The organism is Thiohalocapsa halophila, from assembly GCF_016583825.1.
In the GTDB taxonomy this organism is placed as follows: domain Bacteria; phylum Pseudomonadota; class Gammaproteobacteria; order Chromatiales; family Chromatiaceae; genus Thiohalocapsa; species Thiohalocapsa halophila.
In genome coordinates this window covers 1-22,868 of record NZ_NRRV01000024.1, presented here as the reverse complement: position 1 = coordinate 22,868, position 22,868 = coordinate 1, and the positions used below count along the sequence as shown (strand labels likewise).

Annotated in this window: 25 protein-coding genes and 1 tRNA gene; 9 read left to right on the top strand and 17 right to left on the bottom strand. The window is 65.4% G+C overall.

Features of this window, described 5'->3' with window-relative positions; translation table 11 throughout:
* Positions 1-205: 205 nt before the first annotated feature.
* The gene (locus tag CKO31_RS11495; RefSeq protein ID WP_200237316.1) at positions 206-1,219 is read left to right on the top strand and encodes a class 1 fructose-bisphosphatase; all 1,014 of its coding nucleotides are present in this window, start codon (positions 206-208) and stop codon (positions 1,217-1,219) included.
* A gap of 246 nt (positions 1,220-1,465) precedes the next feature.
* Here CKO31_RS11495 and CKO31_RS11490 read toward each other — a convergent pair whose 3' ends face one another.
* Positions 1,466-2,329 carry a hypothetical protein gene (locus tag CKO31_RS11490; protein ID WP_200237313.1) on the bottom strand — a complete coding sequence of 288 codons (864 nt, stop codon included), beginning with the start codon at positions 2,327-2,329 and terminating at the stop codon, positions 1,466-1,468.
* A gap of 208 nt (positions 2,330-2,537) precedes the next feature.
* Complete coding sequence (locus tag CKO31_RS11485; RefSeq protein WP_200237310.1) at positions 2,538-3,851, bottom strand: GGDEF domain-containing protein; 1,314 nt, start codon at positions 3,849-3,851, stop codon at positions 2,538-2,540.
* A 608-nt stretch (positions 3,852-4,459) separates the two neighbouring features.
* Here CKO31_RS11485 and queC point away from each other — a divergent pair.
* The 3 genes from queC to CKO31_RS11470 all read left to right on the top strand — a co-directional run bounded on the left by queC (position 4,460) and on the right by CKO31_RS11470 (position 5,758).
* Positions 4,460-5,143 (top strand): 7-cyano-7-deazaguanine synthase QueC, encoded by a 684-nt coding sequence (gene queC / locus CKO31_RS11480; RefSeq protein ID WP_200237307.1) that lies wholly within the window; start codon positions 4,460-4,462, stop codon positions 5,141-5,143.
* Between the two features lie 142 nt (positions 5,144-5,285).
* Positions 5,286-5,361, top strand: a tRNA-Lys gene (locus CKO31_RS11475).
* 70 nt (positions 5,362-5,431) lie between these two features.
* Positions 5,432-5,758 carry a hypothetical protein gene (locus CKO31_RS11470; RefSeq protein ID WP_200237305.1) on the top strand — a complete coding sequence of 109 codons (327 nt, stop codon included), beginning with the start codon at positions 5,432-5,434 and terminating at the stop codon, positions 5,756-5,758.
* A 16-nt stretch (positions 5,759-5,774) separates the two neighbouring features.
* Here CKO31_RS11470 and CKO31_RS27650 read toward each other — a convergent pair whose 3' ends face one another.
* On the bottom strand, positions 5,775-6,281 hold the full coding sequence (locus CKO31_RS27650) for a DNA methyltransferase (protein WP_200237302.1): 507 nt from the start codon (positions 6,279-6,281) through the stop codon (positions 5,775-5,777).
* 172 nt (positions 6,282-6,453) lie between these two features.
* Between CKO31_RS27650 and CKO31_RS11460 the strand changes: the two genes are divergently transcribed.
* Both CKO31_RS11460 and CKO31_RS11455 read left to right on the top strand, forming a co-directional pair.
* Positions 6,454-6,705 carry a hypothetical protein gene (locus tag CKO31_RS11460; RefSeq protein ID WP_200237300.1) on the top strand — a complete coding sequence of 84 codons (252 nt, stop codon included), beginning with the start codon at positions 6,454-6,456 and terminating at the stop codon, positions 6,703-6,705.
* A gap of 46 nt (positions 6,706-6,751) precedes the next feature.
* Positions 6,752-7,132 carry a hypothetical protein gene (locus CKO31_RS11455; RefSeq protein ID WP_200237297.1) on the top strand — a complete coding sequence of 127 codons (381 nt, stop codon included), beginning with the start codon at positions 6,752-6,754 and terminating at the stop codon, positions 7,130-7,132.
* A 210-nt stretch (positions 7,133-7,342) separates the two neighbouring features.
* Here CKO31_RS11455 and CKO31_RS11450 read toward each other — a convergent pair whose 3' ends face one another.
* The 8 genes from CKO31_RS11450 to CKO31_RS11415 form a co-directional block, all read right to left on the bottom strand.
* The gene (locus CKO31_RS11450) at positions 7,343-7,960 is read right to left on the bottom strand and encodes a phosphoribosyltransferase (RefSeq protein WP_200237295.1); all 618 of its coding nucleotides are present in this window, start codon (positions 7,958-7,960) and stop codon (positions 7,343-7,345) included.
* Positions 7,961-8,010: 50 nt separating this feature from the next.
* Positions 8,011-8,412, bottom strand: a complete 402-nt coding sequence (locus tag CKO31_RS11445; protein ID WP_200237293.1) for an H-NS histone family protein — start codon at positions 8,410-8,412, stop codon at positions 8,011-8,013.
* 311 nt (positions 8,413-8,723) lie between these two features.
* The gene (locus CKO31_RS11440) at positions 8,724-9,092 is read right to left on the bottom strand and encodes a hypothetical protein (RefSeq protein ID WP_200237291.1); all 369 of its coding nucleotides are present in this window, start codon (positions 9,090-9,092) and stop codon (positions 8,724-8,726) included.
* Positions 9,093-9,195: 103 nt separating this feature from the next.
* Positions 9,196-9,684: a PIN domain-containing protein gene (locus CKO31_RS11435; protein WP_200237289.1), complete on the bottom strand. Its 489-nt coding sequence runs from the start codon at positions 9,682-9,684 to the stop codon at positions 9,196-9,198.
* Positions 9,666-10,010, bottom strand: coding sequence for a UPF0175 family protein (locus tag CKO31_RS11430; RefSeq protein ID WP_200237287.1), 345 nt, complete (start codon positions 10,008-10,010; stop codon positions 9,666-9,668). Before CKO31_RS11430 ends, CKO31_RS11435 begins: the two co-directional genes overlap by 19 nt.
* Positions 10,011-10,123: 113 nt before the next feature.
* Positions 10,124-10,885 (bottom strand): ATP-dependent nuclease, encoded by a 762-nt coding sequence (locus tag CKO31_RS27510; protein ID WP_200237285.1) that lies wholly within the window; start codon positions 10,883-10,885, stop codon positions 10,124-10,126.
* 25 nt (positions 10,886-10,910) lie between these two features.
* Positions 10,911-11,237, bottom strand: a complete 327-nt coding sequence (locus CKO31_RS11420) for a JAB domain-containing protein (protein ID WP_200237283.1) — start codon at positions 11,235-11,237, stop codon at positions 10,911-10,913.
* A 362-nt stretch (positions 11,238-11,599) separates the two neighbouring features.
* Positions 11,600-12,619: an AraC family transcriptional regulator gene (locus CKO31_RS11415; protein WP_200237281.1), complete on the bottom strand. Its 1,020-nt coding sequence runs from the start codon at positions 12,617-12,619 to the stop codon at positions 11,600-11,602.
* A 136-nt stretch (positions 12,620-12,755) separates the two neighbouring features.
* Here CKO31_RS11415 and CKO31_RS11410 point away from each other — a divergent pair, with 136 nt between their 5' ends.
* Both CKO31_RS11410 and CKO31_RS11405 read left to right on the top strand, forming a co-directional pair.
* Positions 12,756-13,610 (top strand): NmrA family NAD(P)-binding protein, encoded by an 855-nt coding sequence (locus CKO31_RS11410; RefSeq protein ID WP_200237279.1) that lies wholly within the window; start codon positions 12,756-12,758, stop codon positions 13,608-13,610.
* A gap of 91 nt (positions 13,611-13,701) precedes the next feature.
* The gene (locus CKO31_RS11405; RefSeq protein WP_200237277.1) at positions 13,702-14,196 is read left to right on the top strand and encodes an anthrone oxygenase family protein; all 495 of its coding nucleotides are present in this window, start codon (positions 13,702-13,704) and stop codon (positions 14,194-14,196) included.
* A 481-nt stretch (positions 14,197-14,677) separates the two neighbouring features.
* On the opposite strand, the gene CKO31_RS11400 is transcribed toward CKO31_RS11405, so the two are convergent.
* Both CKO31_RS11400 and CKO31_RS11395 read right to left on the bottom strand, forming a co-directional pair.
* Positions 14,678-15,112, bottom strand: coding sequence for a type II toxin-antitoxin system VapC family toxin (locus CKO31_RS11400; protein ID WP_322789128.1), 435 nt, complete (start codon positions 15,110-15,112; stop codon positions 14,678-14,680).
* A gap of 5 nt (positions 15,113-15,117) precedes the next feature.
* Complete coding sequence (locus CKO31_RS11395) at positions 15,118-15,360, bottom strand: antitoxin (RefSeq protein ID WP_200237273.1); 243 nt, start codon at positions 15,358-15,360, stop codon at positions 15,118-15,120.
* Between the two features lie 212 nt (positions 15,361-15,572).
* Between CKO31_RS11395 and CKO31_RS11390 the strand changes: the two genes are divergently transcribed.
* Positions 15,573-16,616 carry a DUF481 domain-containing protein gene (locus CKO31_RS11390; RefSeq protein ID WP_200237271.1) on the top strand — a complete coding sequence of 348 codons (1,044 nt, stop codon included), beginning with the start codon at positions 15,573-15,575 and terminating at the stop codon, positions 16,614-16,616.
* Between the two features lie 27 nt (positions 16,617-16,643).
* On the opposite strand, the gene CKO31_RS11385 is transcribed toward CKO31_RS11390, so the two are convergent.
* The 4 genes from CKO31_RS11385 to CKO31_RS11370 form a co-directional block, all read right to left on the bottom strand.
* Positions 16,644-19,433: a mechanosensitive ion channel domain-containing protein gene (locus tag CKO31_RS11385; protein ID WP_200237268.1), complete on the bottom strand. Its 2,790-nt coding sequence runs from the start codon at positions 19,431-19,433 to the stop codon at positions 16,644-16,646.
* 326 nt (positions 19,434-19,759) lie between these two features.
* Positions 19,760-21,145, bottom strand: coding sequence for a glycine betaine ABC transporter substrate-binding protein (locus CKO31_RS11380; protein ID WP_274607738.1), 1,386 nt, complete (start codon positions 21,143-21,145; stop codon positions 19,760-19,762).
* Positions 21,105-22,238, bottom strand: a complete 1,134-nt coding sequence (locus tag CKO31_RS27505; protein ID WP_200237264.1) for a sensor domain-containing diguanylate cyclase — start codon at positions 22,236-22,238, stop codon at positions 21,105-21,107. The genes CKO31_RS11380 and CKO31_RS27505 overlap by 41 nt, the downstream gene beginning before the upstream one ends.
* A gap of 132 nt (positions 22,239-22,370) precedes the next feature.
* The coding region (locus CKO31_RS11370) for a hypothetical protein (protein ID WP_207147997.1) at positions 22,371-22,868 on the bottom strand (498 nt) is incomplete at its 5' end.

Here is a 22,868-nt window from a genome sequence, read left to right as displayed (position 1 = left end):
CTGCATCCAGTGTGAATCCGCGTCGAATGCACGGGAGTGCGCCCTTATACTGGGGCGTCACGCAGTTTCTGTCGCCCGGCGGCCGCCGCTCCCCGTTCCCGCGGCAGCCGCCAACCTGTCCTGGGTCGTCGCCCCGGGCCATCACCCCGTCAATCCCCCGAGTCAATTCCCCAAGTCACTTTCCAAGCAACGAGGTTCGACCCCCATGGATCACGGTACCACCATTACGCAGTTCATCAGCGAAGAGCAGCACAAGGCGCCCGGCGCCACCGGTGAGTTCACGGCGCTGCTGAACGACATCGTCACCGCCTGCAAGATGATCAGCAACCAGGTGAACCACGGCGCGCTGGTGGGTGCGCTCGGCACCGCCGGCAGCGAGAACGTCCAGGGCGAGACCCAGAAGAAGCTGGACGTGCTCTCCAACGAGATGTTCATCCAGTGCAACGAGTGGGCGGGCCACCTCGCGGCCATGGCCTCCGAGGAGATGGACGATGTCTATCAGATCCCGGACCAGTATCCGCGCGGCAAGTATCTGATCACCTTCGACCCGCTGGACGGCTCCTCGAACATCGACGTCAATGTTTCCGTCGGCACCATCTTCAGCATCCTGCGCTGTCCGGGCGGCGTGGACCGGCCCACGGTGCGGGACTTCCTGCAGGCCGGCACCCAGCAGGTGGCCGCGGGCTACGCCCTCTACGGCCCGTCCACCATGATGGTGCTGACCACTGGCAAGGGCGTGAATGGCTTCACGCTGGATCAGAACATCGGCGAGTTCATCCTGACCCATCCGAGCATGACCATTCCGGCGGACACCTCGGAGTTCGCCATCAACGCCTCCAACGGCCGCTTCTGGGAGGCGCCGGTGAAGCGCTATGTCGATGAGTGCCTGGCCGGCAAGGAGGGCCCGCGGGAGCGGGACTTCAACATGCGCTGGATCGCGTCCATGGTCGCCGAGGTGCACCGCATACTCACCCGCGGCGGTGTGTTCATGTATCCGATGGACTCGAAGATGGCCGCTAAGGGCCAGGGCGGCAAGCTGCGCCTGCTCTACGAGGCCAACCCCATGAGCTTCATCGTCGAGCAGGCCGGTGGCGGCTCCATCACCGGCCGCGAGCGCATCATGGACATGCAGCCCCAGGAGCTGCACCAACGCGTGCCCGTCATCCTGGGCTCCCGCAACGAGGTGGAGCGTATCCAGGGCTACCACGCCGAGGACTGACATTGTCCGCGGCAGCGTCGGCGCCCGGGAGCGCCGGCGTCCCGCCGGCAACTGGGATAGCCAGCGTCTCGCCGGCCCCGCCGCCAGGCGGTTACAGGTCCCCGGAAAAGCACTCGCGCCAACCGCCGCCGAAGCTGCCCCCGCGCTACCCCGACTGACCTGCCCCCACGCTCACCACCCGGCAGACCCTCAACCACAGACCGACGCGCGGCCTTACTCTGCTGCCGCTGCTGCTGACGTTCAGGATTACAGGCCCGGCGTCGAGCCGTCGGCGGCCGCGGGTCCGCCTTGGGCAGACGGCGCGGCCTTCCCCCACAGCTCCCAGGGCCGCCCCATGACGCCGATGAGGGCGCGGCTGTACGCCAGTGCGGTGAGGAAGGTGAAGCCGACGAGGGTTGCGTAGCCCACCCAGAGCATCACGGATTGGGTCGGGTCATTGGCCACGCGGGCACCGTTCTGCACTGCCCAGATGGCGATGGCCTGGCCGCTGACGAAGACGGTGGCGGCCGTCTCGATGATGCCGCAGGCCGCATCCGGTACGACGAGGTTGTAGGTCACCACCTCCTGCCAGCGCATGCCGGTGTAATCGGTGGGCGGATAGAACAGCAGCGACATCATGCCCTCGATCCACAATAGCAGCAGGCTGATCCAGACGGCCCATTGCCGTGCCATGGCATAGCGAAAGGGCGGGCGCACCTCGGTGCCCAGCAGGCGGGCGATGCGCGGAATCAAGAGTGTGAGCAACAGTAGGTCAACGAACAGCAAGGACCACTGCCGCGGCGCCAACGTGAGGGCGCTCGTCACCAGCACCACCCCCAGCAGCACAGCGACCGCCAGATCCCGCAGATTGATGAGCAGGCCGTTATAGACCAAACGCAACAAGCGACCGTCGTGCCGTACCGTCTCGTTGAACAGCGCGCGGCTATGCATGTGGGAGCGCTCGCTGCCGGCGACGAACACGGCAGCCGTTATCAGCAGGAGAACCGCGATGCTGGTGACGCACCCGACCCGGTAGGCGTTGAGGACCCACACCAGCAGCGCGAGCCAGACGATGGACATGGTGAGCAGGCGCATGATGATCGCATAGGATATGAAGCTGGCTCTGGGCATAGTGATCCCTGCTGCTTTGCGTGCGCTCGATGGCTGGGGGTCGGCGGCCAAGGGCGCGCCGCGTCGTCCCGATTGTATCCACTCCTCGTCGCGGTGAATGCGACCCAGTTGGCTGGCCGTGTGGTCGAGTCGTGGATTGTCGGTCTCGATTTCGTCGCTCGGCTCGGCTCGGCTCGGCTCGGCTCGGCTCGGCTCGGCCGGCCCGGCCTCAGTCTTCTCCGTTGCCGGTCGGGTCCAGCAGCGCCGCCGCCAGGCTCAGGTCCGAACCGCCGTGGTCCGAGTCATCTGCATCGGATGGCTCTGCCCCCTGCGGCGGCTCGCCCGCGCTCGGCGGCGGGTACACGCTGTCGCCCCCGCTGCGCTTTGCCTCGCATAGCGCGAGATCCGCGTTCGCGAGCAGCGTCGCCTGGGTATCGACGCGGTGGCTCAGGGTGGCGACACCCGCAGAGCAGGTCATGGGCACGGCTATATCCGGCTGCCCGCCGCGGTCCAGATGGGCGACGGCGGCGCGGATGGACTCTGCGGTGGCCGAGGCTTGGCCGATGGCCGTCTCCGGCAACAGCAGCGCGAACTCGTCGTCACCGAAGCGCGCAAAGGTGTCGTTGCCGCGGGAGCAGGACTCGACGATCTCTGCCAACGCCACCAGCGCCGCATCCCCGGCGCCGCGGCCGTAGCTGTCGTTGATGGCGGTGAGGTGGTCGATGTCCAGCAATATGACGCTGAGCGGCAGGCGGTTCGGCTTGTGGAACTGGAGCTCCACTTCGAGCCGCACCGTGAAGGCGCGGCGATTGTAGCTTCCGGTGAGCGCGTCGCGGTCGGCGAGGTTGCTGAGCCGGCGGCTGACGCGGGAATGCTCCGTTTCCGCCCGCATGAAGTCGAGCAGCGGAAAGCACAGCGCCTGGGCCAATGCGCAGACCAGGTTTACCAAGAGGGCCGCGTAGACCAACTGCTCCAGGAACACCGGCGGCACCCGGTTCGGCGCGACGCTTGCGAGCAGCAATACGCCGGTGCGCGCGATGAAAACCGCGCCGATGAGCATATTGGCCCCGATGATGGTCTGAGCCACGCTGCCGCGGGGATAGCAGTAGCGGCTGAAGATCCAGGCCGTGCCCAGGTACATGGCGCCGTTCAGGCTGGAGGTGAGGGCGCCCGGGATGATGGCGTGGCGCATGGTCTCGGCCAGCACGAAGTACAGCGTCAAGACGATGGGCGAGGCGACGATCAGCGCCAAGCCGATGCCGGGCAGGCGCAGGAAGGCCAGTGACGCACAGATCAGCATCACCGGCAGCAGCAGCAGGAAGATGTTGGACAGCGGCACCGTCACCCAGCTGACACCGATGACGTTCTCCGCGAGCGCCAGCGACCAGCCCAGGGCAAAGGCCAGATTGCCGGCCGCCAGCCAGGCGTAGGCCCGCTCATGGCGGATACGGTGCGCCAGCGACATGAACAGCCCGGTCACCAGAAACACGCCGACGGCGGTCAGCATCAGCGTGCCCGGGTCGATGACGGAGAAGGGATACATGCGCCCGGCGATGGTCTATTTACCCTGCGCGCTGCGGCCATCCCGCTGGGTCAGTGCCGGGGCCGGACCTGCAACTATGGCCGGGGTGGCGGCCCTGCCCGACCGCCGCGCCCGCGGTCTCCGTTTGCTTAAGCTCGCCGAGGATGGGGCCGACGGAAGCGTGCATGTGCGTCGAGATGGATCGTTATGTGTGCGCACAGCATGCTGGCGCAGTGCGGCCTGCGGTCGGTTCGAGCCCGCCGAGGCCCTTGTCCTTAGCCTAGCGGGTTTTCCGGCGGTATGGCGGTACGTGGCCAAAGCGCTGGCGTAAGATGAGACCTGCGTCCCGGAGCCGACCGGGTCGGGCGGGCGGCGTGTACGGGCGACGGCGATCACCCGCTCGCCATGGCTCGAGTATCGCCCGTACACATAATAACCAGGCCCGGCGCAGCACGCAAAAGGCCCGCGGACGCTCGCGGTTTGCCGGCGTCGGCGCGGCCGTTAGACTGCCGAGGAGCTCGCGCCGGCGCGAGCGATGTGGCGTGGGCGCCGCGCGCGGGCGTGCTTCATGCTTTGCCCCTGGCGGGAGCGCCGGCGCCCGTGTTCCCGGTGCCGCAGAGGTCGCACGCATGTCCACTCCCGATGCCCAAACCGCTGTCGTGCTGCTCTCCGGCGGCCTCGATTCCGCCACTGCCCTCGCCATGGCCCGTGCCGAGGGATTGCGCTGCCACGCCCTCAGCATCGACTACGGCCAGCGCCACCGGGCCGAGCTCGACGCCGCCCGCGCCGTCGCGTATCAGCTCGGTGCCGCCGCCCACACCATCGTGCCGCTCGACCTGCGGCCCATCGGCGGCTCGGCGCTCACGGACGCGGGCATCGCCGTGCCGGAGACGCCCACCGACGGCATCCCGGTCACCTATGTCCCGGCGCGCAACACCCTGCTGCTGGCCCTCGCCCTGGGGCTTGCCGAGGTCGCCGACGCCGGCCGCATCGTGGTCGGCGTCAACGCCCTCGACTACTCCGGCTATCCCGACTGCCGACCCGCCTTCATCGACGCCTTCCAGCAGCTCGCCCGGGTCGCCACCAAGGCCGGCGTCGAAGGCCGAGCCCCGAGCATCGACGCCCCTTTGATCGACCTCAGCAAGGCCGAGATCATCCGTCGCGGCACCGACCTCGGCGTCGACTACAGCCTCACCGTCTCCTGCTACCAAGCGGACGACCGGGGCCGCGGCTGCGGGCGCTGCGACTCCTGCCGGCTGCGCGCCGAAGGCTTCCGCGCCGCTGGCCTGCCGGACCCCACCCGCTACGTCTGACCGAGCCGCCCCGGTTGCAGAGGCAGGGCCGTACACAAGACTACCCCTGCCGCTGCTTCCCATACCCTGGCCAACCAAGCTATAATTCGCGTTTGTGCGCAGGGCTCAGCGACACGGCCCCACCACGCACTTCCAGCACCAAGCGCCCTTAGCTCAGTTGGTAGAGCATCTGACTTTTAATCAGGTGGTCGATGGTTCGAGTCCATCAGGGCGCACCATAAAATCAACAACTTATATAGCTTTTGTAATGTCAGTTGTTGTTTTTGGGGGGCGCGAAAGGGACGCGGCATGCCCAAAACCTCTAAACGCCCGACAGATCCGCCTGGACTCAACGTTTGGCAGTTCCGGCAGCAGCGGAAGTGGACCCTGGGCGACCTCATTGCCGCAATCCGCCGGGCCACCGGACGCACCTACTCAAAAGCCAGCCTGTCTCGGCTGGAGCAACAAAACCAGTACAGTGCCGAATCCATCGCCCACGTGGCGGCTGGCCTCAGTGTTCCTTTGTTTGCTCTGTTTGCCACGGACGATGACGTTCTGTACTACGACCTGAACGAGGACGGGCAGCGGAAGGTCCGTGAATATATCCGCGACTTGTCTGACAGGTATCGCCGATAGTTACGCCTCGCGCAAGCTATAGATCCAAGCCTGTTTGTGCTGTGCGCTGTTTTTGCAGTTCCGCGTATTCTTGATTCAGTTCGCAGCCGATCCAGCGCCGCCCAAGGCGCTGCGCGACCTCCCCCGTCGCGCCGGACCCGAAGAAAGGGTCAAAAACAGTTTCTCCACGCTGTGTTGATACAAGGATGCATGGTTCGATCAGCTCTGGCAGGAACACGGCGAAGTGGGCACCGCTGTAGGGCTTGGTTGAAATGGACCAAACCGAGCGGCGGTTGCGGTGGATGGGGTTTGCAACTGCCTGCGGACGAGCGCAAGGCGGCGCGGTTTGACTTCGATCATCAGGTGCGTCGGATTCTGTTCGGAGGTGCGGCGGACCCGCGTTAGCTTGGGTTGCCCCAATTCGGAGCGTGGCCGGGGATCGGCTGGCTCCCGGCTGCGTTCCGGTCAGTGCCCTGTGGATGCTCCTATCGCTCGGGGTCCCTGCTTCTGGCGAGGCGCGGCTGCTCGCCGCGTTCCGGGCCACGGATGCCGAGGGCCGGCGCCGGGTGCTCGGGGTCGCGGTGTCGGGGGCCGACTGCGGCGCGTTCGGGTCCGGGCAGCGACTGAGGCGGCGAACGGCCGCTTGACAGCTAGGATAGATCTGTTGGCTTGACAGAGCAGGGGAAGCGTGGCGAAAAAAGGGAAGGAGGTGCGCGATGACGATCGACGCTGCGACGCAAGCAGAGATCGACCGCCTGAATGCGGCGGTCGACGAGTTTTCCGGGGAGATGAAGGCGCGCCTGCGCGAGCAGGCGCTGAAGGGCTACCGCGGCTGGGACGATCCGGCGCAGTACGAGCGGATACTGGAGATGCTGGTCACGCGGGCGCCGGCGGCTGAAGGGGAGGAGGTCGATACCGCGAACCTGGCGATGATCCTGTGGAGTCTGCGGCGGCGCGGCTTAGGCTAGCGGTGGCGGTCACGCCGCTACCAGCAGACGCGGAGCAGAACCAAATATGTCGCAAGGCAAGTACAAGAAGGCGCTCAACAAGCGCGTGCGGAAAGGCCATAAAGGGTATCCCGTGGCCACGATTGCGTTCTATGGGCCGGACAATACCAGGGCCTCGAAAGTCGTGTGCAGCATCATCGAGCATGAGGACGCCGATCCCGACCCGATGCGCAAGTGGTTTACCGACGGTGAGGCAAGAACGTCGGAGCAGATCCTCGGGGAGGTCTTGGCATTCATCGAGGAGCACGGCGCCAAGAGCGTGGCGATGGCGGAGGCGCTCCTCGGCTGTCCCCACGAGGAAGGCATCGACTACCCGCAAGGCGAATCGTGCCCGCACTGCCCGTACTGGAAGAACCGGGATCGCTTCTCCCACGAGCGCATCCACTGAGCTTGCGAGCCATGCTGTAGCGCTGGCGTGCGTGCGACTGCTGGCACCGGTGGGAGGGGTACCTGCGTAGACGTATGACGATGGGGCTGGGTCGGCGTCGCGCAGACGCTGCGCGACGCCTTCCCTGGGCCAGAGTCCCGGCTCCGTTAGAGGAGGATAGAAGCGCGTTTCCGGCGGCGCGCGCAAACTTGGCCTGAATGCATATAAGCCTCAGACGCGCCCCTTCGCTGCGGCGAGTGCCAGAAGGCGATCCAGCAGCGATTCTGGAACATCCAACCCGTAGTCCGCGCGCAGACGTTCCTTCGCCTCTGGGGTGCTGATCGGCGGCGGATCCATCCGGCTCAGGAAACCTCCTACGTCCTCCACCACCGCCCAGGGGTAGATGAGCCAGCGCCATTCATCGATTACCCCGCCCGCGTATTCGGCGCGCACGGGCGAGCCGGCCTTTTCGTGCAGCACGGCCATACGCACCTCGGCAGGGCCAAGGGCCTCCAGGTGCGCGCGGGCGGCCTGCAGGGTGTCGCCGGTGTCGTTGACATCGTCCACCACCAGCAGGCGCTGCCCTGGCACCGGAATGCACACCGGATACTTGACCGTGGCCACCGGCTCCCTGTCGGCGGGCCCGCGGTAATGCACCGCGCGGATGCTCGTCAGGTTGAAGATGCCGAGCACGTCGCAGAGCACGCGCGCGGGGGTGAAGCCGCCGCGGGAGATGGCGATCACCAGGTCCGGCGCGAACCCCGAGGCCCGCACCTTGCCGGCCACGGTCCAGGCCAGATCGTAGACCGTCTCGTGCGACACCAGCTCGCAGCGCAGCTTCGCGGGCATGTTGTGAGACGGAAGACTCCGGTGATGTTGCCAGTGGTCAAGCGACCCGATCACGCCGCCAATTGCAGGTGGGACGCCTTGAACTCGTCCCGTTGCGCTTTGTCTGCCGGGTCGTAGCCGGCGGCTTCCATTTTCTCACGCAGCCACGTCGGCAGTGGACCGCGTGAGTAGCTCTGCGCCGGATTCTCCGGATCTACATAGCGCGTCACGTCACCCGCGGCACGTTTTGCGGACCGTCCCCGACGACTCTTGCTCAACTGGGCCACAACGTCATCCAAGCCATAGCCGCGGGCGCGGATCTGCTCGCGAAGCTCGTCGATGAAGGCGGCGAGCTCGGCGGCCTGTTGCGCGCGCAACGCCTCGCGCAGGGCATTTTCGTTGGCTTCGAGCTGTGCGAGCTGGGCCTGGATCTCTTCAACGGACTGCGGGTCAGAGGTTTGGCTCTTCGACATTGTTGATCTCCTCAATGGTGATTGCTGACATGGCACAGCTCGCGCAAGCGTTCGACGAACAGCCATTCCGCCGATGACGCCCCTGCGAAGACTGTGTGCTCGATGCGCTGTTGCGACGGTCGACGTCGTCGTCGTGAGGTCACTGCGCGCAGGTTCGCGTCTGACGCCACAGTCACCTAATGCGCCGAGACCGCCTTGGGTGCGACGCGGCTAAGTAAGCCCTGGACGAAAGTAGAACTCCGGATTGCGGATTATCCCGCCCTTAACATCCTTATGGGCCCGGTAAAATGCTCGACTTTGCTCGCCTCCGTTCAGCCAATGGATAGCGAGATGAATCTCTGCGTAGAATGGCGAGTACGCCCGCCTTTCGCGAAAGGTCTATATCGCTTACCCTGCAATGAGATTTCCCACCAGAGCCTGAGAAATCCTTGATCTTCCCCAGACTTCATACCCCCAGCAACATTACGACCGGAGCTTTCGAAAGGCGGGAGGGTGACAAAAAGGCGGCGCGTACTCTCACCCACCCAATACGCAAACGGCGCCCCCGGCACCTGCTCGAACGACGCCGGCGGGACCTCGAACACCCGCCGATCCGGCTCGCCGGCCGCCACCGCGCGCACCATCTCCAGCAGCGCCGCGCCCTTGTCCTCGTCCTCCAGCAGCCGCAGGAACAAGCCCATGGGCAAACCCTCGTCGTGTCTCTGGTCTACGCTCGCCGCGTCTCCGCGGTGAAACCCTCTGCCGCGACGACAAGGTGAAGCGCCCCATCGGGCGGGATTGACATCACTCACCAACCCGCCGCAACACGGCCTTGATGACGGTCGGTGCGAGACGGAAATCGGATGCATGCAGCCTGACGAACACCTCACGCGCCGACGGGATCAGGCCGCGCTGACGCGCCAGGCCGATGACCGCAGCGGTGCCAGCCACCCGCAGGCCGTGCTCGGCGGCGATGGCCCGGCCGGTGCGCTCGTCCATCAGCAGCAGACAGGGCTCTGGCTGCGCCACGGCGATGCGGATGCAGGCTGCCTCGCCCTCGTCGAGGTCCGGCAGCGGCGGCGCCGTCGGCACCTCCGTGTGCACCTTCAGCCAGCCTGCGTTCAGTCCCGCCGCGATCATCCGCTCGTCGTCGCGACCGAGGCCCGGCAGCACCTCATCGCGCACCCGTGGCGGCAGCCAGACTACACCGAACAACGACTCGAGCCAGCCGAGGCCGTCGACGCGTGACAGGCCGATCAACGGGCTGGCGTCCGTCAGGACGAGGCGAGCCATGCATCCAGGTCGTCGAGGTCGCGCTCCACCTCGTCGGCGCCGAGGTCGATCACCGGAATACCGAGTCGGGACAGGTGCGTGGCAAAGTCGCCGACCGGCATCCCGGCCAGATGCGCACCACGGGCCAAGGAGAGGTGACCATCGCGAAACAGGGCCGTCGCCAAGGCCGGACGCACGCCTTTGGCGTCCAGCACGCCGGCCAGCTCCACGCCGACCATCAGCGCGTCCGGCTGATCGCGATTGAGCACCAGCACCAGGTCCTCGCGGGCCTTGCGCAGCGCCTCGCTGGGGTTGTTCTTGAGCCCGCTGACGTTGACGGTCTGCATGCCTATGTCTGATGGGAAGAAAACATGGGTAACAGTGTAGCACCCGCCGATCCGGCTTGCGGAAGGCCCTCGCGGTCACCGTCATCGCCCCGTTTCCTGCCGGTAATGCGTCGTTACTCTTCGCCCCAGCTCCCGTAGGCGTGCTCGACGACGTCCACCATGCACTGCGGCAGGCCCGGCACGTCGATACCTTCGAAGTGGTCCAGCGCGGCCAGCGCTTTGCCCTTCTTGTCTCCTTGCGACTTCGCGACGCCCGCCGCCTTCTCCAGATCAGGCCCGAGCACGCAGACCCGTCCCACCGGCGCCTTCACCGCGTCGGCGATGGTCGCGTTGATGTCGAAGGTCCGTTGGTTGGCCTTGCGCCTGTCGTCCGGGCAGTCGTCCGGGATCGGGTCGGGCAGGGGGTCATCGTCATGTATCACCACATGCGGGATCCGAAAGGCTTCCGCGATGGCAACGTACAGCGGCAGATTGTGCTTCGAGCCACAGTCGATGACGGATACCTCGGGATCCAGACGGCCGAGCTTGTCCGCCAGGAACGGGATCAGCACCGGCTCCGTCTCGCCCTCGACGAAGACCACGCACCGCGCGAAGAACATCTCGGCCCGGTCCGGGTTGACCCACTGGGCCATCTGGAAGCGCTTCTTGCGCTCGGCCGTCGTCCGCGTGCCGTCATCCACATGCAGACTGGTGCCGGATTCGAACAGGCGCTCGATTTCGGGCGGCGTGACCTCGATGCCCACCCGCACGCCCCAGCCGGCCAGCTCGCCCTCGATGCGCTGCTCCAGCAGGGCAAGCTGGTGCTCGGCACCGCAGCCCTGAACCCTAGGCGGTGCGTGGCCCGGCGCCGGGGTGGCGGCGGCTTGAACGCTCACGGCTGTGCTCGGCGGGTGGGCGAGCTTATCCGACTGGGGCACGTGCAGGTTTGATCCGCTGCGTGATGCGGATGTCCGCCATACTGGGCGTCGGGTCGCCGCTGGGATGGTTGTGTACCAGGATGCAGGCGCCTGCGCCCACCGTGAGCGCGTGCTGCGCAACCACGCGCGGGTGGACCGAGCAGCCGTCGATGGTGCCGCGGAACAGCTCGGCCAGCTCGATCAAACGGTTGCGGGTGTCGAGATAGGCGCAGGCAAAGATCTCGTGCGGTGCGCGCGCGAAGCGCAGGCGCAGGAAGCACTTGGTGGATTCCGTGTCTGTGCCCGATTGTTCGGAGATGGCGCTCGGCACCGGGTGATATTGGTGTAGGAAGGTGTGAACGTCCGGTCAAGCGTAAGAAGCGGGCGTTCGCGGGCCACGGAGTGGTACCCGCAAACGACCCAAACCGGCCATAACGCTAACCTCAACCCGAGCCGAACGGCGGCGGGGCGGAATTCAGCGTTCCCGCCGTGGAGCGTTGATGAGAGTCATCAGTGCGCCATGGTGCTGAACACTTCCGCGGCGGACAGTCCCGCGTCAACGCCCGTTCAGTTCGCACCCATCGCGACGAGCTGAGTTTTTTTCGACCAGGCGATTGGTTCTGCAGCCTTGAAGTACCCCTGGCTCGCTCGACACATCCTTGGAGATCTCGGCCGCCGGATACTCCTCAGGCTTCAGGTCCCCGCGGGAGGCGTGCGGGCACCCAATCGATAGGAGCGGGGCGTCTGGCCTGCCCAGCGCTTGAAAGCCCTTGTGAAGCCGCTTTGTTCGGCGAAACCCGTCAGGAAGGCGACTTCGGCAAGACTGTAGTCAGTTTCAGCGAGCAACTGTTGGGCAAGGTCCTTTCGCGCCATGTCGATCACAGTCTGAAACGAATGCCCCTGCTCAGAGAGCCGCCGCTGCAGCGTTCGGGCACTCATCGCGAGCTCCGAGGCGACGGACGAAACCGTGGGCACCCCTTCACTGAGTACAGTCGCAACGGCGCGCCGTACCCGAAACTCGAGGTGACGCTCTTGTGTGAGCGACGCCAGTTGCTGCGCGAGATGGCGATCAAAAAATCGAGCGATCGTCTCGTCACCGAGTCGATTTGGCGCATCGATACTCGCCTCACTGACCAAGAGCGCATCGCGCCCGGATTCAAAGTGAACCGGACAGCCGAAATGTGCTTCATAAACAGAGACATCGCCTCTCGGTGCATGCTTGAAATGGACCGCCAGAGGCACGAAGGCCCTTGTGCTCACCTCTCTGCTGATCGTGTCGACGGCCGACAGGCTGGCTTCGTTCGACAGCAGCATGCCCGTCCGGCCATCGCCAGCCTTTTCAAGGTTAAAGAACAAACCGTCGGCGGTGCTCTCAAGCGAGTAGGTCTCTGCGGCTCCAAGAACATGGCCATACCGCTCTGATCTCGCGAAGGAGCCACGCAGCGTCGGCGCCGATTTCCAGGCGAGACCAAAGGCGCCGTACTCGTCGCTGCGCATGGCCGCACCGATACGGAGCGGGAGCGCGAGACCATTGGGATCTCGGTCGGCCAGTGCGGCAAAGAAGTCGTAGTACGCAGCCGACGACACCATGCGGGCCGGATCGATCGGACCCTCCGGGTCAAGGCCAAGCTGTCTGACAAGGTCCGCGGTGTCAACGCCGGGGCTCGCCTGGCCGACGACCTTATAGACATAGAGCGAGGTGAGCTGGCTCATTCGAAACCCCGGACAACGTAGACCACAGGTTAGTCCTGGCGCACTTGGCCAAAACGTTGGCAGCACCGGCAAAGAAGGAAACCCGCTGGCGCACGATCATGTGCTCGCACGTTCACCAACCTCTGGGAGCAACCACATGACCACGCAAACCAACATCGCCAACAGCAATGACCTCGTCCTCGTCCTGGGCGCCACCGGCAAAACAGGTCGCCGTATCGTCTCATCACTGAAGACCCTGGGCGTCCCCGTGCGGCCGGGCTCGCGATCGGCTTCGCCCGCCTTTGACTGGAACAACGCCGCGAACTGGGACGAATGTCTCGAGGGCGTAACCAAGATCTACATCAACTATGCACCCGATCTGGCGATGCCTGGCGCGACCGACACGATCAGCGAACTGGTCCGCCGGGCACGATCGGCTGATGTGAAGCACCTGGTACTGCTATCGGGTCGCGGCGAAGCGGAAGCCCAGGCCTGCGAGGCGATTATCCAGCACAGCGGCATCGACTGGACCATCGTTCGCGCGAGCTGGTTCAACCAGAACTTCTCGGAAGGGGCGTTTATCGACATGGTGCAGGCCGGGCAGATCACCCTGCCCGACGTATCAACGCCGGAGCCCTTTGTTGATGTCGATGATATTGCAGCAGTCGCGGTCGTTGCGTTGACCCAGCCAGGTCACGCCGGCGAGCTCTATGAAGTGACAGGGCCACGGCTACTGACCCTGGCCGAGGTCGCGGCAGAACTCTCGCAAGCGACCGGCCGGACAATCCAGTACAGGCCGGTAACGCACGATGCCTTTGTGCAAGGCGTCGCCGACGCCGGTGCCCCCCAGGATGTCCTGTGGATGCTCGACTATTTGTTCGCGACCGTGCTAGACGGGCGCAATGCCTACCTGACAGACGGTGTGCAGCGTGCCCTCGGTCGGGAGCCCAAGGACTTTGCTGACTACGCCAGAGAGATCGCCGCAACCGAGATCTGGAAGGCCGCGGCGTGAGAGCGTGTCGTGATACAGGTGCAGGTGTTGCAACCGCGCAAAGCGCGAACGTCTCCGCAACTTCAAACCACATCGAATCGGAAAGTGCATCATGAGTGTACTGGAACTTGCCTTGATTCTGGCGACCTTACTCTGTGCTTTAACAGCGGGTTTCGCCTTGGCCTTCACGATAGTGGTGATGCCCGGGCTCGGAAAGCTGGAGGATCAAGCATTTATCCGAGGGTTTCAGGTGATCGACGGCGTCATCCAGGCCGGCCAGCCCGCCTTCGGCCTGGTCTGGATAGGCTCTACTGTGGCTCTGCTGCTGTCGGCGGTGATGGGCGCCCTGCAACTTGACGGCATCGAGCGGGTTTTCCTTGTCGCCAGCGCGCTCATCTACGTCGTTGGCGTCCAGGTGCCCACGTTCAGGATCAATGTGCCCCTGAACAACGCGCTCCAAAAGCTGGATGCCGACGCAATGGATGACGATGCACTGGCATCAGCCCGGCGCGACTTCGAAGCCCGCTGGGTCAGATGGAACGCGATCAGAACAGTCATCGCATCCCTGGTCAGTGTGGCATTGATGTTCGTCTTGCTGTGGCTTTAACCTGACTCGCCCGGCTCTCTGGGGACGCTCGGGCATTCACTGGCGCGGAGCTGCCTTTCTCGATATTCCGATTCGTCTCCTGGGTGCGCGCTCTTCGTTCTTTTGCGGTAAGGCCATCCGAGGGTATCGCGAACATAAATACCCTGTTTCCCAGATTGCCCAATAATCGATCGGTCGTTTGGCGGCTGTCAGCGCTGCTCTTGAGGGGCTGCTTGTGGCCGAATCCTGCCGATCAGTGGTCCACGTCCGGCAGTCAGTTGTGTGACGGATTGCGGTCGCTACTCCAGCTGACGCTCGGAGGCAGTACGCGACCCATTGCAGAAGGTCCTGGTCCTACCCGCAACGTGCGCGATGCGGGGTAAGCCGGAATTGCTCCCCGTCCCCGAGGTAGCTATCGTTCTCTGTCTTGCCCGCGGATAACAACTCCCTGATGTCCCGCATACGGTACGCCCGTACGTGCCGTCCCTACAAGAGCGAGTCGTCACGGCGTGGATTCCGGGCTGTCCAGCCAGTTTTCCACCTGTAGTCCTGCGACCCGACCGAATTCCCCGGCGTTGTCGGTAACCAGGGTGAGGCCGGACTCCAACGCATGAGCTGCGATCAACAGGTCGTTGGGACCGATGGGCGTGCCGGCTTGCTCCAGCTGAAGTCGGATCTCGGCGTAGGTGTGATCGGTCCCGGCGTCGAGGGAGAGGACCGGTAGCGAGGCCAAAAGGTCATCGACCTTGTCGGTCAATGCCTTGGAGCCGAGCTTGCGGGCACCGAAGCGCAGCTCGGCGGCCACGACTATGCTGGTGCAAACTGTACCGTAGCCGCGCCTGGCAAGTGCGGCAGCCACCGGTCCTTGAGGTTGGCGGATCAGTGCGGAGAGGATATTGGTGTCGAGCAGGTAGCGAAGGCCCAAGACGTTCGTCACGGTCGCTAAAGTCGGATGTCGTCCAGTGGCGGCAGACCTTCGTCCACGTCGGGGAGGACCTCGTCGAGTGGCTCCCATCCGGCGAGCAGCGTGGCCAGATCGGGTCGGCGCCGGACCGGTTCGACGATCAAACGGTCGCCGTCTTTGCGGACAATTGCCTCGTCGGCATCCAGCTCTAACTCACGCGGGATGCGCAAGGCCTGATTGCGGCCATTGCGAAAGAGGCGCACATGACGCTCAGGCTGCATAGGAGGTCGCTCCTGAAGAGAAGAACGTGACATACGCCCAAGCATAGGCCAAATGGTCGGGTCGCGCGAGACCTTGGGCGCGACATCCCGACATGCGCCGGGCGCCGGAAAGCCTTGAGGGAACCGCCCGGCGCGCGAGTCCATCGGGCTTGCGGGCGTTCAGCGCATCCGGATACTTCGATAGAAGCCATCCGACGACCGACCGGCCACCCATGAAGCTTACCCTTTCGCGCCACCCTGTCCGGCTGGCGCCCCCTGGGCTCGTCCTCGGCCTGCTCACGGCCACCGCCACGGCCGATGTGGTTATCCTGCACAACGGAGACCGGCTCACGGGAACCGTGCTCAGGCAGGAGGATGGTCAGCTGCAGCTCGAGACCCACTACGCCGGGACCCTGTCCATCGACTGGGAGGAGGTTCGGGAGTGTCGTCTGGACGAGCCCGCCACCGTGCTGCTGGAAGATAACAAGGTGGTCGAAGTCGCGGCCATGAGGCGCGATCAGGGCCGGTTACGCCTCCAGGCACCGGACGCCGACGCACCGATGACGGTGGCGGCGGAGCGGGTGGAGGTGGTCAACCCGGAGCCCTGGGAGCTCGGTCGGGGGCATCGGCTCTCGGGTGCCGTCAATGCCGGCTTGCAGGATTCCCGGGGCAACTCCACGAGCACCGAGCTCGATCTGGACTTCAATCTGTCGTACCGACGGCGCTGGGACGAGTTCGAGAGCTTCGGCCAACTCGACTACGACACCACACGCGGGACCAAGACCACCGAGCAGTGGAGCCTGCGCAACAAGTACATCCGCCGCTTGCCGCACACCGCCTGGTACGGCGCCGTCTGGCTGCGCTTCCGGCACGACCGCTTCGCCGACCTGCGCCTGCGCACCATCATCGGACCCGGTCTCGGGTACCAACTCCAGGAGAGTGAGGATACGCGGCTGAGCGTCGAGCTAGGTCCCGTGCACATCCGCGAGGACTACTACGACCAAAACGACCTCGACCACTGGGGGCCCGGCCTGTTCATGGACTATGAGCAGGACCTCCTCGGCGATCGCGTCCAGCTGTACCTCAACGGCATGGGCTTCACCACGATCAGCGGGGACAGCCTGGATATCTGGAATTCATGGGCTGGCCTGCGGATTCCGCTGGTCGGTGGCTTCGTCAGCAGCATCGAGTACGAGGTCGACTACGACAGCAGCCCCGCCGAGGGGGCCAAGACCACCGACGAGACCCTGCGCCTGAAGATGGGCTACCAGTGGTGACCCCCGCGACCGCGGTGGCGGATGGCCCTAGCGGGCATCCGCCCAGGCTTGGATTGGATGCGGGCCGCCATGGACGATGACCGCCTGGGTCGGGTAGGCGAACGCGATGCCGGACTCCTGGAAACGGCGATGCAGCTCGCGGTTCACGGCCTGCTGGATGTCCATGTAGACGCCATAGTCCGGGGTCAGCACGTAGTAGACGACATCGAACTCCAGGGAGGACTCGCCGAGCCGCGCGAAGTGGGCACGGTCGAAGCGGGTTCGCGGTTGGCGCTCGATGGCCTTGCGGATCATCTGCGGGATGTGCTCGATCTGTTCCGGCGACGTCCAGTAGACGACGCGGATGCCGAAGGTGATTCGGCGCTCCGAGAAGTGCTTGAAGTTGTGGACACGGCTGTTGAGCAGGTCGCTGTTGGAGATCACCACCTGCTCACCGGACAGGCTGCGGATGCGGGTGGTCTTGACCCCGATCAGCTCGATCGTGCCGAGGGTGTCGCCGGCCTTGATGAAATCCCCGACCCGGAACGGCTTGTCGAGGATGATGGCCATGGAGCTGAAGACGTCGCCGAGGATGTTCTGCACCGCAAAGGCCACGGCCAAGCTGCCGACGCCGAGGGCGCCGATGAGCCCGGCGACCGGATACTCGAAGTAGGTCAGCAAAGAGACCAGCACGCTGATCCAGATGCCGATGCGGATGAAGAACATCAGCACGCCATAGCCGGTCACCGTCGAGGGGTCGCGCATCTCCTGGCGGGTGCGCCGACGGTTGAAGTAGTCGACCATGGCGGCGTTGGCCCAGAGCCCGAGTTGGGCATAGAAGGCGATGACCAGCGCCGTCCAGAGCCAACTGCGCACTGTCGGGCTCGCCAGCCCGGAGAAGACCATGGCCACGTAGAAGGCCGCGATCAGCACGAAGAGCTGGCTGGTGTTGCCGGCGATGGCCGACAGCACCAGGCGCAGATCGCCCGCCTGCGTGTTGCGGTCCTTTACCCTGCGTCGCCGCAAGGCGCGGCCCGCGCCGAGCCGGATCAACGGCACCACGATGAGCACGAGGGCGAACATGGCCAGCGCGGTCACCAGCTCGCCGGCGGTGATGCTCTGGTCGTTGATGACGATCAGCTCGGCGTCCCACCAATCGACCAGGGCCTCCTGGGCCTCGAGCAGCTGCAGGCTGAGCGGCTCGTTGTCCACGTGCTGCTGGAGTTGATGCCGCATGCTGACCAGCAGGGCGATCAGCGCGTCCCGGGTCTCCAGCAGCTCACGCCCATGGCGTTCCGCGAGCTCCTGGGCCGCGGTGCGTGCCTCCAGGGCCTCGCGCAGGTCTTGGCCGAGGTCGGGTTCGCGCAGTCGTCGCGCCTGGGTCAGCTGCATGGTGCGCAGTGCGTTGAGGCGGCCCTCGATCTCGTCCTTGCCGGCACGCGCCGTCGTCGCCGCGTTGATGATCTCGCGTAGCTGCTCGGCCGCATGCTCGGTGTCGGGCGACTGCATCAGTTCGAAGCGCTGCTGCCAGCGCCGTCGCATCTGGTCGATGTCCGCGATGGCCACGGTCAGTGAGTCCACCGCGGAGTTGATGGCGTCGAGCTCGCTCTGGCGAGCGGCCACCCATTCCGCCAGCGCGGCCCTATCCGTCTCTGGGCCGGTCTCTGGGCCCGCGTCGTCAGCCCTGTTCTGCCGCGCGTCGGCCAGACGGCGCTGGGCCTGGAAGAGGGCGGATTCGGTCTCGCCGGCCTGGCCGAGCAGGGTGTCGATCTGATCGCGCATGCGCCGCTCGGCGTCATCGAGCTCCTCCAAGCGCTGCTCGAGCATCTCCGGCGACAGCTGGGCACGCGATTCCAGGAACTCCACACGGGCTTGCAACAGCTCCTGCCGGGCCTCTGAGAGCCGGTCCTCCTGGCGCGCCAGGGTCAGCGCGTCCTCGGCGGCGGCCGCTTGTTGACGTGCGAGCAACTCTTGCAGTCTGGCGAGCTCCAGGGACTGTGCCAGCGCCTCGCGCTCGGCCTCGGGGCGCCCCTCATCGCTGGCGGCGGTGAGGCGATCACGGGCCGCGCGCCTTGCGCGGACGGCCGCCGCAAGTGCCTTCTCGCTCGCGCTCAGACGCCGTGTGGCCGTCTCCAGCCGGGTCTCGGCCACCGCCTCGGCGGCCTCCGTCAGGCCCAGTTCGGCCTGTTGCCGGTCGAGCTGGGAGACGGTGTAGGGTGGCTCGATGCCGAGGCCCTTCGCGGAGTCCGCGTCGTCGTCGTTCTGCTCGATGGCGGTGAGCTGTTCGCGGTGTTCGGCCAGGTCGTCCTCGAGCCTGCCCAGGCGCTGCTTCAGCAGTGCGCGACGCTGCACGGTGGCCCGCAGCGAGCGCAGTCGTTCGATGCGCCCGGTGCGCGCGGCCTCGTCCGCCGGGGCCTTTCCCGCATCCGCGCCGGCCCGTTCCGCATCCGGGTCTTCATCCAGGCCGTCGGCCAGTCCCTCCCTTGGGCCGTCGTCCGCGGCATCGGCCCGCTCCGCCTCCGCCTCCAGGTCGGCCAGTCGGCTGTCGATCAATGTCACCGTCTGGCTGAAGTCCTCGGCCGACATCATCGGGCGGGGCAGGGCGGGCAGCCCGATGTCCGCCGGGTCGAAGGTCAAGCGGTCTGCGTCCTGCTCCGGCCGCATCGCTTCCGGTGTCGCCTGCGGTCCTTCGGTGCTCGCCGTGCCTTCGATGGGGTCGGCGTCGGACGCGGCCGTGTCGGTGTTCGATTGCGCGGAAGCCGATAGGGAGAGGGAAATGAAGAAGGACAGGAACAGAAGCAAAGACAAGAAGCGAACAGAAATGATAGGAAATCGCATAACGGTCGATCCTTTGGTTACAGTCTGGGTTCGACGGGTGCTTCGATGCCGTTCTCGCAAGGATCGATGGTGTCAACTGCTCAATTTAGGGATGAAGGTCGCGCCAGGGCCTTGGTTGCCGACACCCGTGGTGCCTATCGGTGCGGGTCCGGCAATCAGCAGTTGCGTCACCAACGTCTCGCTCGGCGCGGGGAACCTGGATGTCGCCAACCCGTCATCGACGATACCGGAGAAGAAGGGCGCGTAATCTGCGGGGGTTAATCGCGCCGGCTGCAGGTAGGGAAACACGATGCGGTTGTTGCCTTGGCTCCAGTTGTCAATCGCGATCAGCGGTAAGCTACGCTCAAGCAGGGCGAGCGCGGTAGAAATGCCGATGGCTGCATCAGGATAGTGGCGTCAGCCGCGCTCTCGACCAGTGCCTCGGCCAAGGCGTCAGGCGTATCGCCCTCCACTGGCAACAACTCGGAGGAGAGCCCGAGGCCGTCGATAATGGATTGCGCGGCGCGATAGCCGCTTGAGCCCTCTGGGCCGGTCGCGATGAACGAGGCTTGTTCGAGCCGGCTGATCTCGGCGTCAAGGGCGAAGGCTTGTAGATAGCTGGTTCCGACCAAGGCGACGGCTTCGACGCCCGGCCGCAGTGGTGGCGGGCCGGTTTCCGGATCGACCCCGCCGGGCGCGAAAAAGGCCGGTGCGCTGACCAGCGCCAGATGCGCGCTGCCCTGCTCGACGGCGCCGAGCGGATCGGGTGAGCGCAGCAGTTGCACGTTGCGGGCCGGAAATGAACGCCGCAGCGCGCGCAGCACCTTGCTCGCCTCACCATCGGCGTTGGCCGAGAGCGACACAGCGAGCTCCAAGGCTTGGCGCTTGGGCTCGGTGGCCTCGCCATCTATCAGCGCGAAGCGGACCAGCTCGTCGAGCGCGACTTGGCGCGGGTCTTCACCGCGCAGGCTGACGCGTCGGCTCAGAGCGCGTATCTGCTCGATGCTCAGCGCGCCGGCGAGCTGATCGAGCACGCCGCTCAAGGCGGGATGGGCAGTGGTGGCTGCATCGCGATAGAGCAGCGCGGCATCATAGGTCGGGAAGAAGCCGAGATCATCGTCGAGCAACAGCAGGTCGAACGCATCGATCTGGCCATCGGTCTCATGGACCAGCACGACATCGATGCGACCGTCGAGCACCTGCTCGAAAAGCTCGCCGCGATCGACAACAGGCACCTCTGCGATCTCGGCAAAGGTCATACCGTAGCGTCGCAGCAAGGGCTGTAACCCATCAATGGGGCGGGGGCGGAACTCGTTGTCGACGCCAAGCCGAAGGCGAGCTGAGTGCTGCGCGAGGTCGGAGTAGGAGGAGATGTCGAGTAGATCCGCGCGCTCGCGCAGCATCGCCAATCCATAGCCGTTGTCAAAACCGAGCGCGTCACTCCAAGACAGCCCCAAGGGCGCAAACCGCTCGCGCACCAGGGGCATGGCGCTCTCTGCGTCGGGGGTTGGCGCAAGTTCGAGCATCGCCGACCCAGTGCCCGTGTATTCGGGGTAGAGATCGATCTCGCCGCGCTTGAGCGCTTCGAGCGTCAGCCGGGTCGAGCCAAGGCCGATGCGGCGCATGACTGGAATGCCCCGGGGCTCGGTCATCTCCGCGACCATCTCGGCGACGGGTTGCTCGTGTGGCAGTTTAATCGGCCGGGTCGGCGCCTGATGCTGGCGGGGTTCCAATCCGTCCGCGCCCGCTTCGCTTCATCTTCAGCATGGCCAGATCGGCCTGATGCAGCAAGGCCTCCAAGTCCAGGGAGTGATCGGCGCGCGAGCAGGCGAGTCCAATACTGGCATTCAGGCTCAGAGGCTCGCCCTGATCGTTGAGGACCTTGGCCGTCCGGATCTCCTTCAGCAGGCGTTCGGCGAGGCCAAGCGCCGCTGTTTGATCTTGGCTGATAAGCACGACGAACTCATCACCGCCCCAGCGGCCAACGACGTCCTCTGCGCGGGTGACACGGCTGCAGCAGGCGGCAAAGGTCTTGAGGGCGCGATCGCCGACATGGTGACCATGGGTATCATTGATGGTCTTGAAGCGATCGACATCGAGCAACAGCAACGCGATCCAGCCCTGAGTGCGCTGCGCCCGGGCGATCTCGCGTTCCGCCAGCGCGGTGAAGTAGGAACGGTTGGCGATCCCGGTCAAGGGGTCCGTGCGCGCCTGCTGCTGCAACGCGCTGCGCCCTTCGAGCAAACGCAGGTAGTTACGCAGCGCAATAAACCCCAGCACCATGATCAGGGTCCAGCCCGACACCGCCAGCCAGGCCAGACGATACCAGTCCGCCAACCAGTTGGCGCGATCGATGCCGAGGATGATCGTATAGGGGGTCCCCTCGACCTTCCGTGTGCCCCAGTAGCGGTGTTTCTGGTCCAGCGGAGAGCGCGCGGGGGGGTGGACCCGAAACCGTTCGTCGGAGGCGAAGAAGTCATTCATGTTTGGGTCGTCGAACAGTTGCCCGATCGCCTGCGGGAACGGCGGGTAGCGCGCCAGCAGCATCTGTTGGTCGTCCTCGATCGCCAGGGAATCGACGCGACCCGTGCCCACGCGGGCCAACCATTGACTGAAGAACTCGAGATCCAGGGCAATGGCGACCATGCCGAGAAAGCGCCCGTCTTCATCCCGTAGGGCGCGTGCATGGGTCACATTCACCGGGCCGACATTGGCGCGAAAGCCACGCGTCACCAGGCTATCGAGCTCGGGATCGGCCTGCAGCCGCTGACAGTATTCGCGCTCGCTGGCGTCGAAACCGAGCCTGGCGTTGCCATGTGTGACCACGCACGCGCGATCGAAGGCGCCATAGATAATGGCATGGGGAAAGGTCTTGTAGCGTTGCTCGAGCCGTTGGCTCAGATCGGCATGGGCCTCGGGGTAGGTTGTTCACTTTACCGTGTCTGACGCCCAATCCGTTCATGCAGTTTTCGTGTCAGGCCTGAAGGCCCGCCGCCGTCGCGCGAGCATGGAAAGCCCGATGTTGTTCTCGACCCACTGCTCGACGTCGATGCCGCGCACCGAGGTCATCGCATCGTGGATGGTCGCAGCGCTCAAGTCCGAGAGGAAGGCCGGGATCAGCAGCACCAGTCGACCGACCTCCTTGAGCGGGCCACGGGCGGTGAAGGTCTTGTAGTGGCCGAAGACGGATTCGATGATGTCCGAGGAGGCCAGCCAGGTGGCGCCTGCGGGCAGCTTGGCCGCTTCCTGCTCGACCTGCTCCAGCAGGCGCGTGCTGAAGTCGGCCACCGGGGCCGCGAGCGGTTCCAGCGCGGCGAGTTCCGCCCGAGCCTGCGCCGGTGCTGCGCGCGAGAGGCCTTGGGTTTTCAGCACCGTCTGCACGGTCTTGGACACGGCGATGGTCTGCGCCCACTCCGGCAGGATCTCCCGATACGCCAACACCCAATCGAAGGCGTC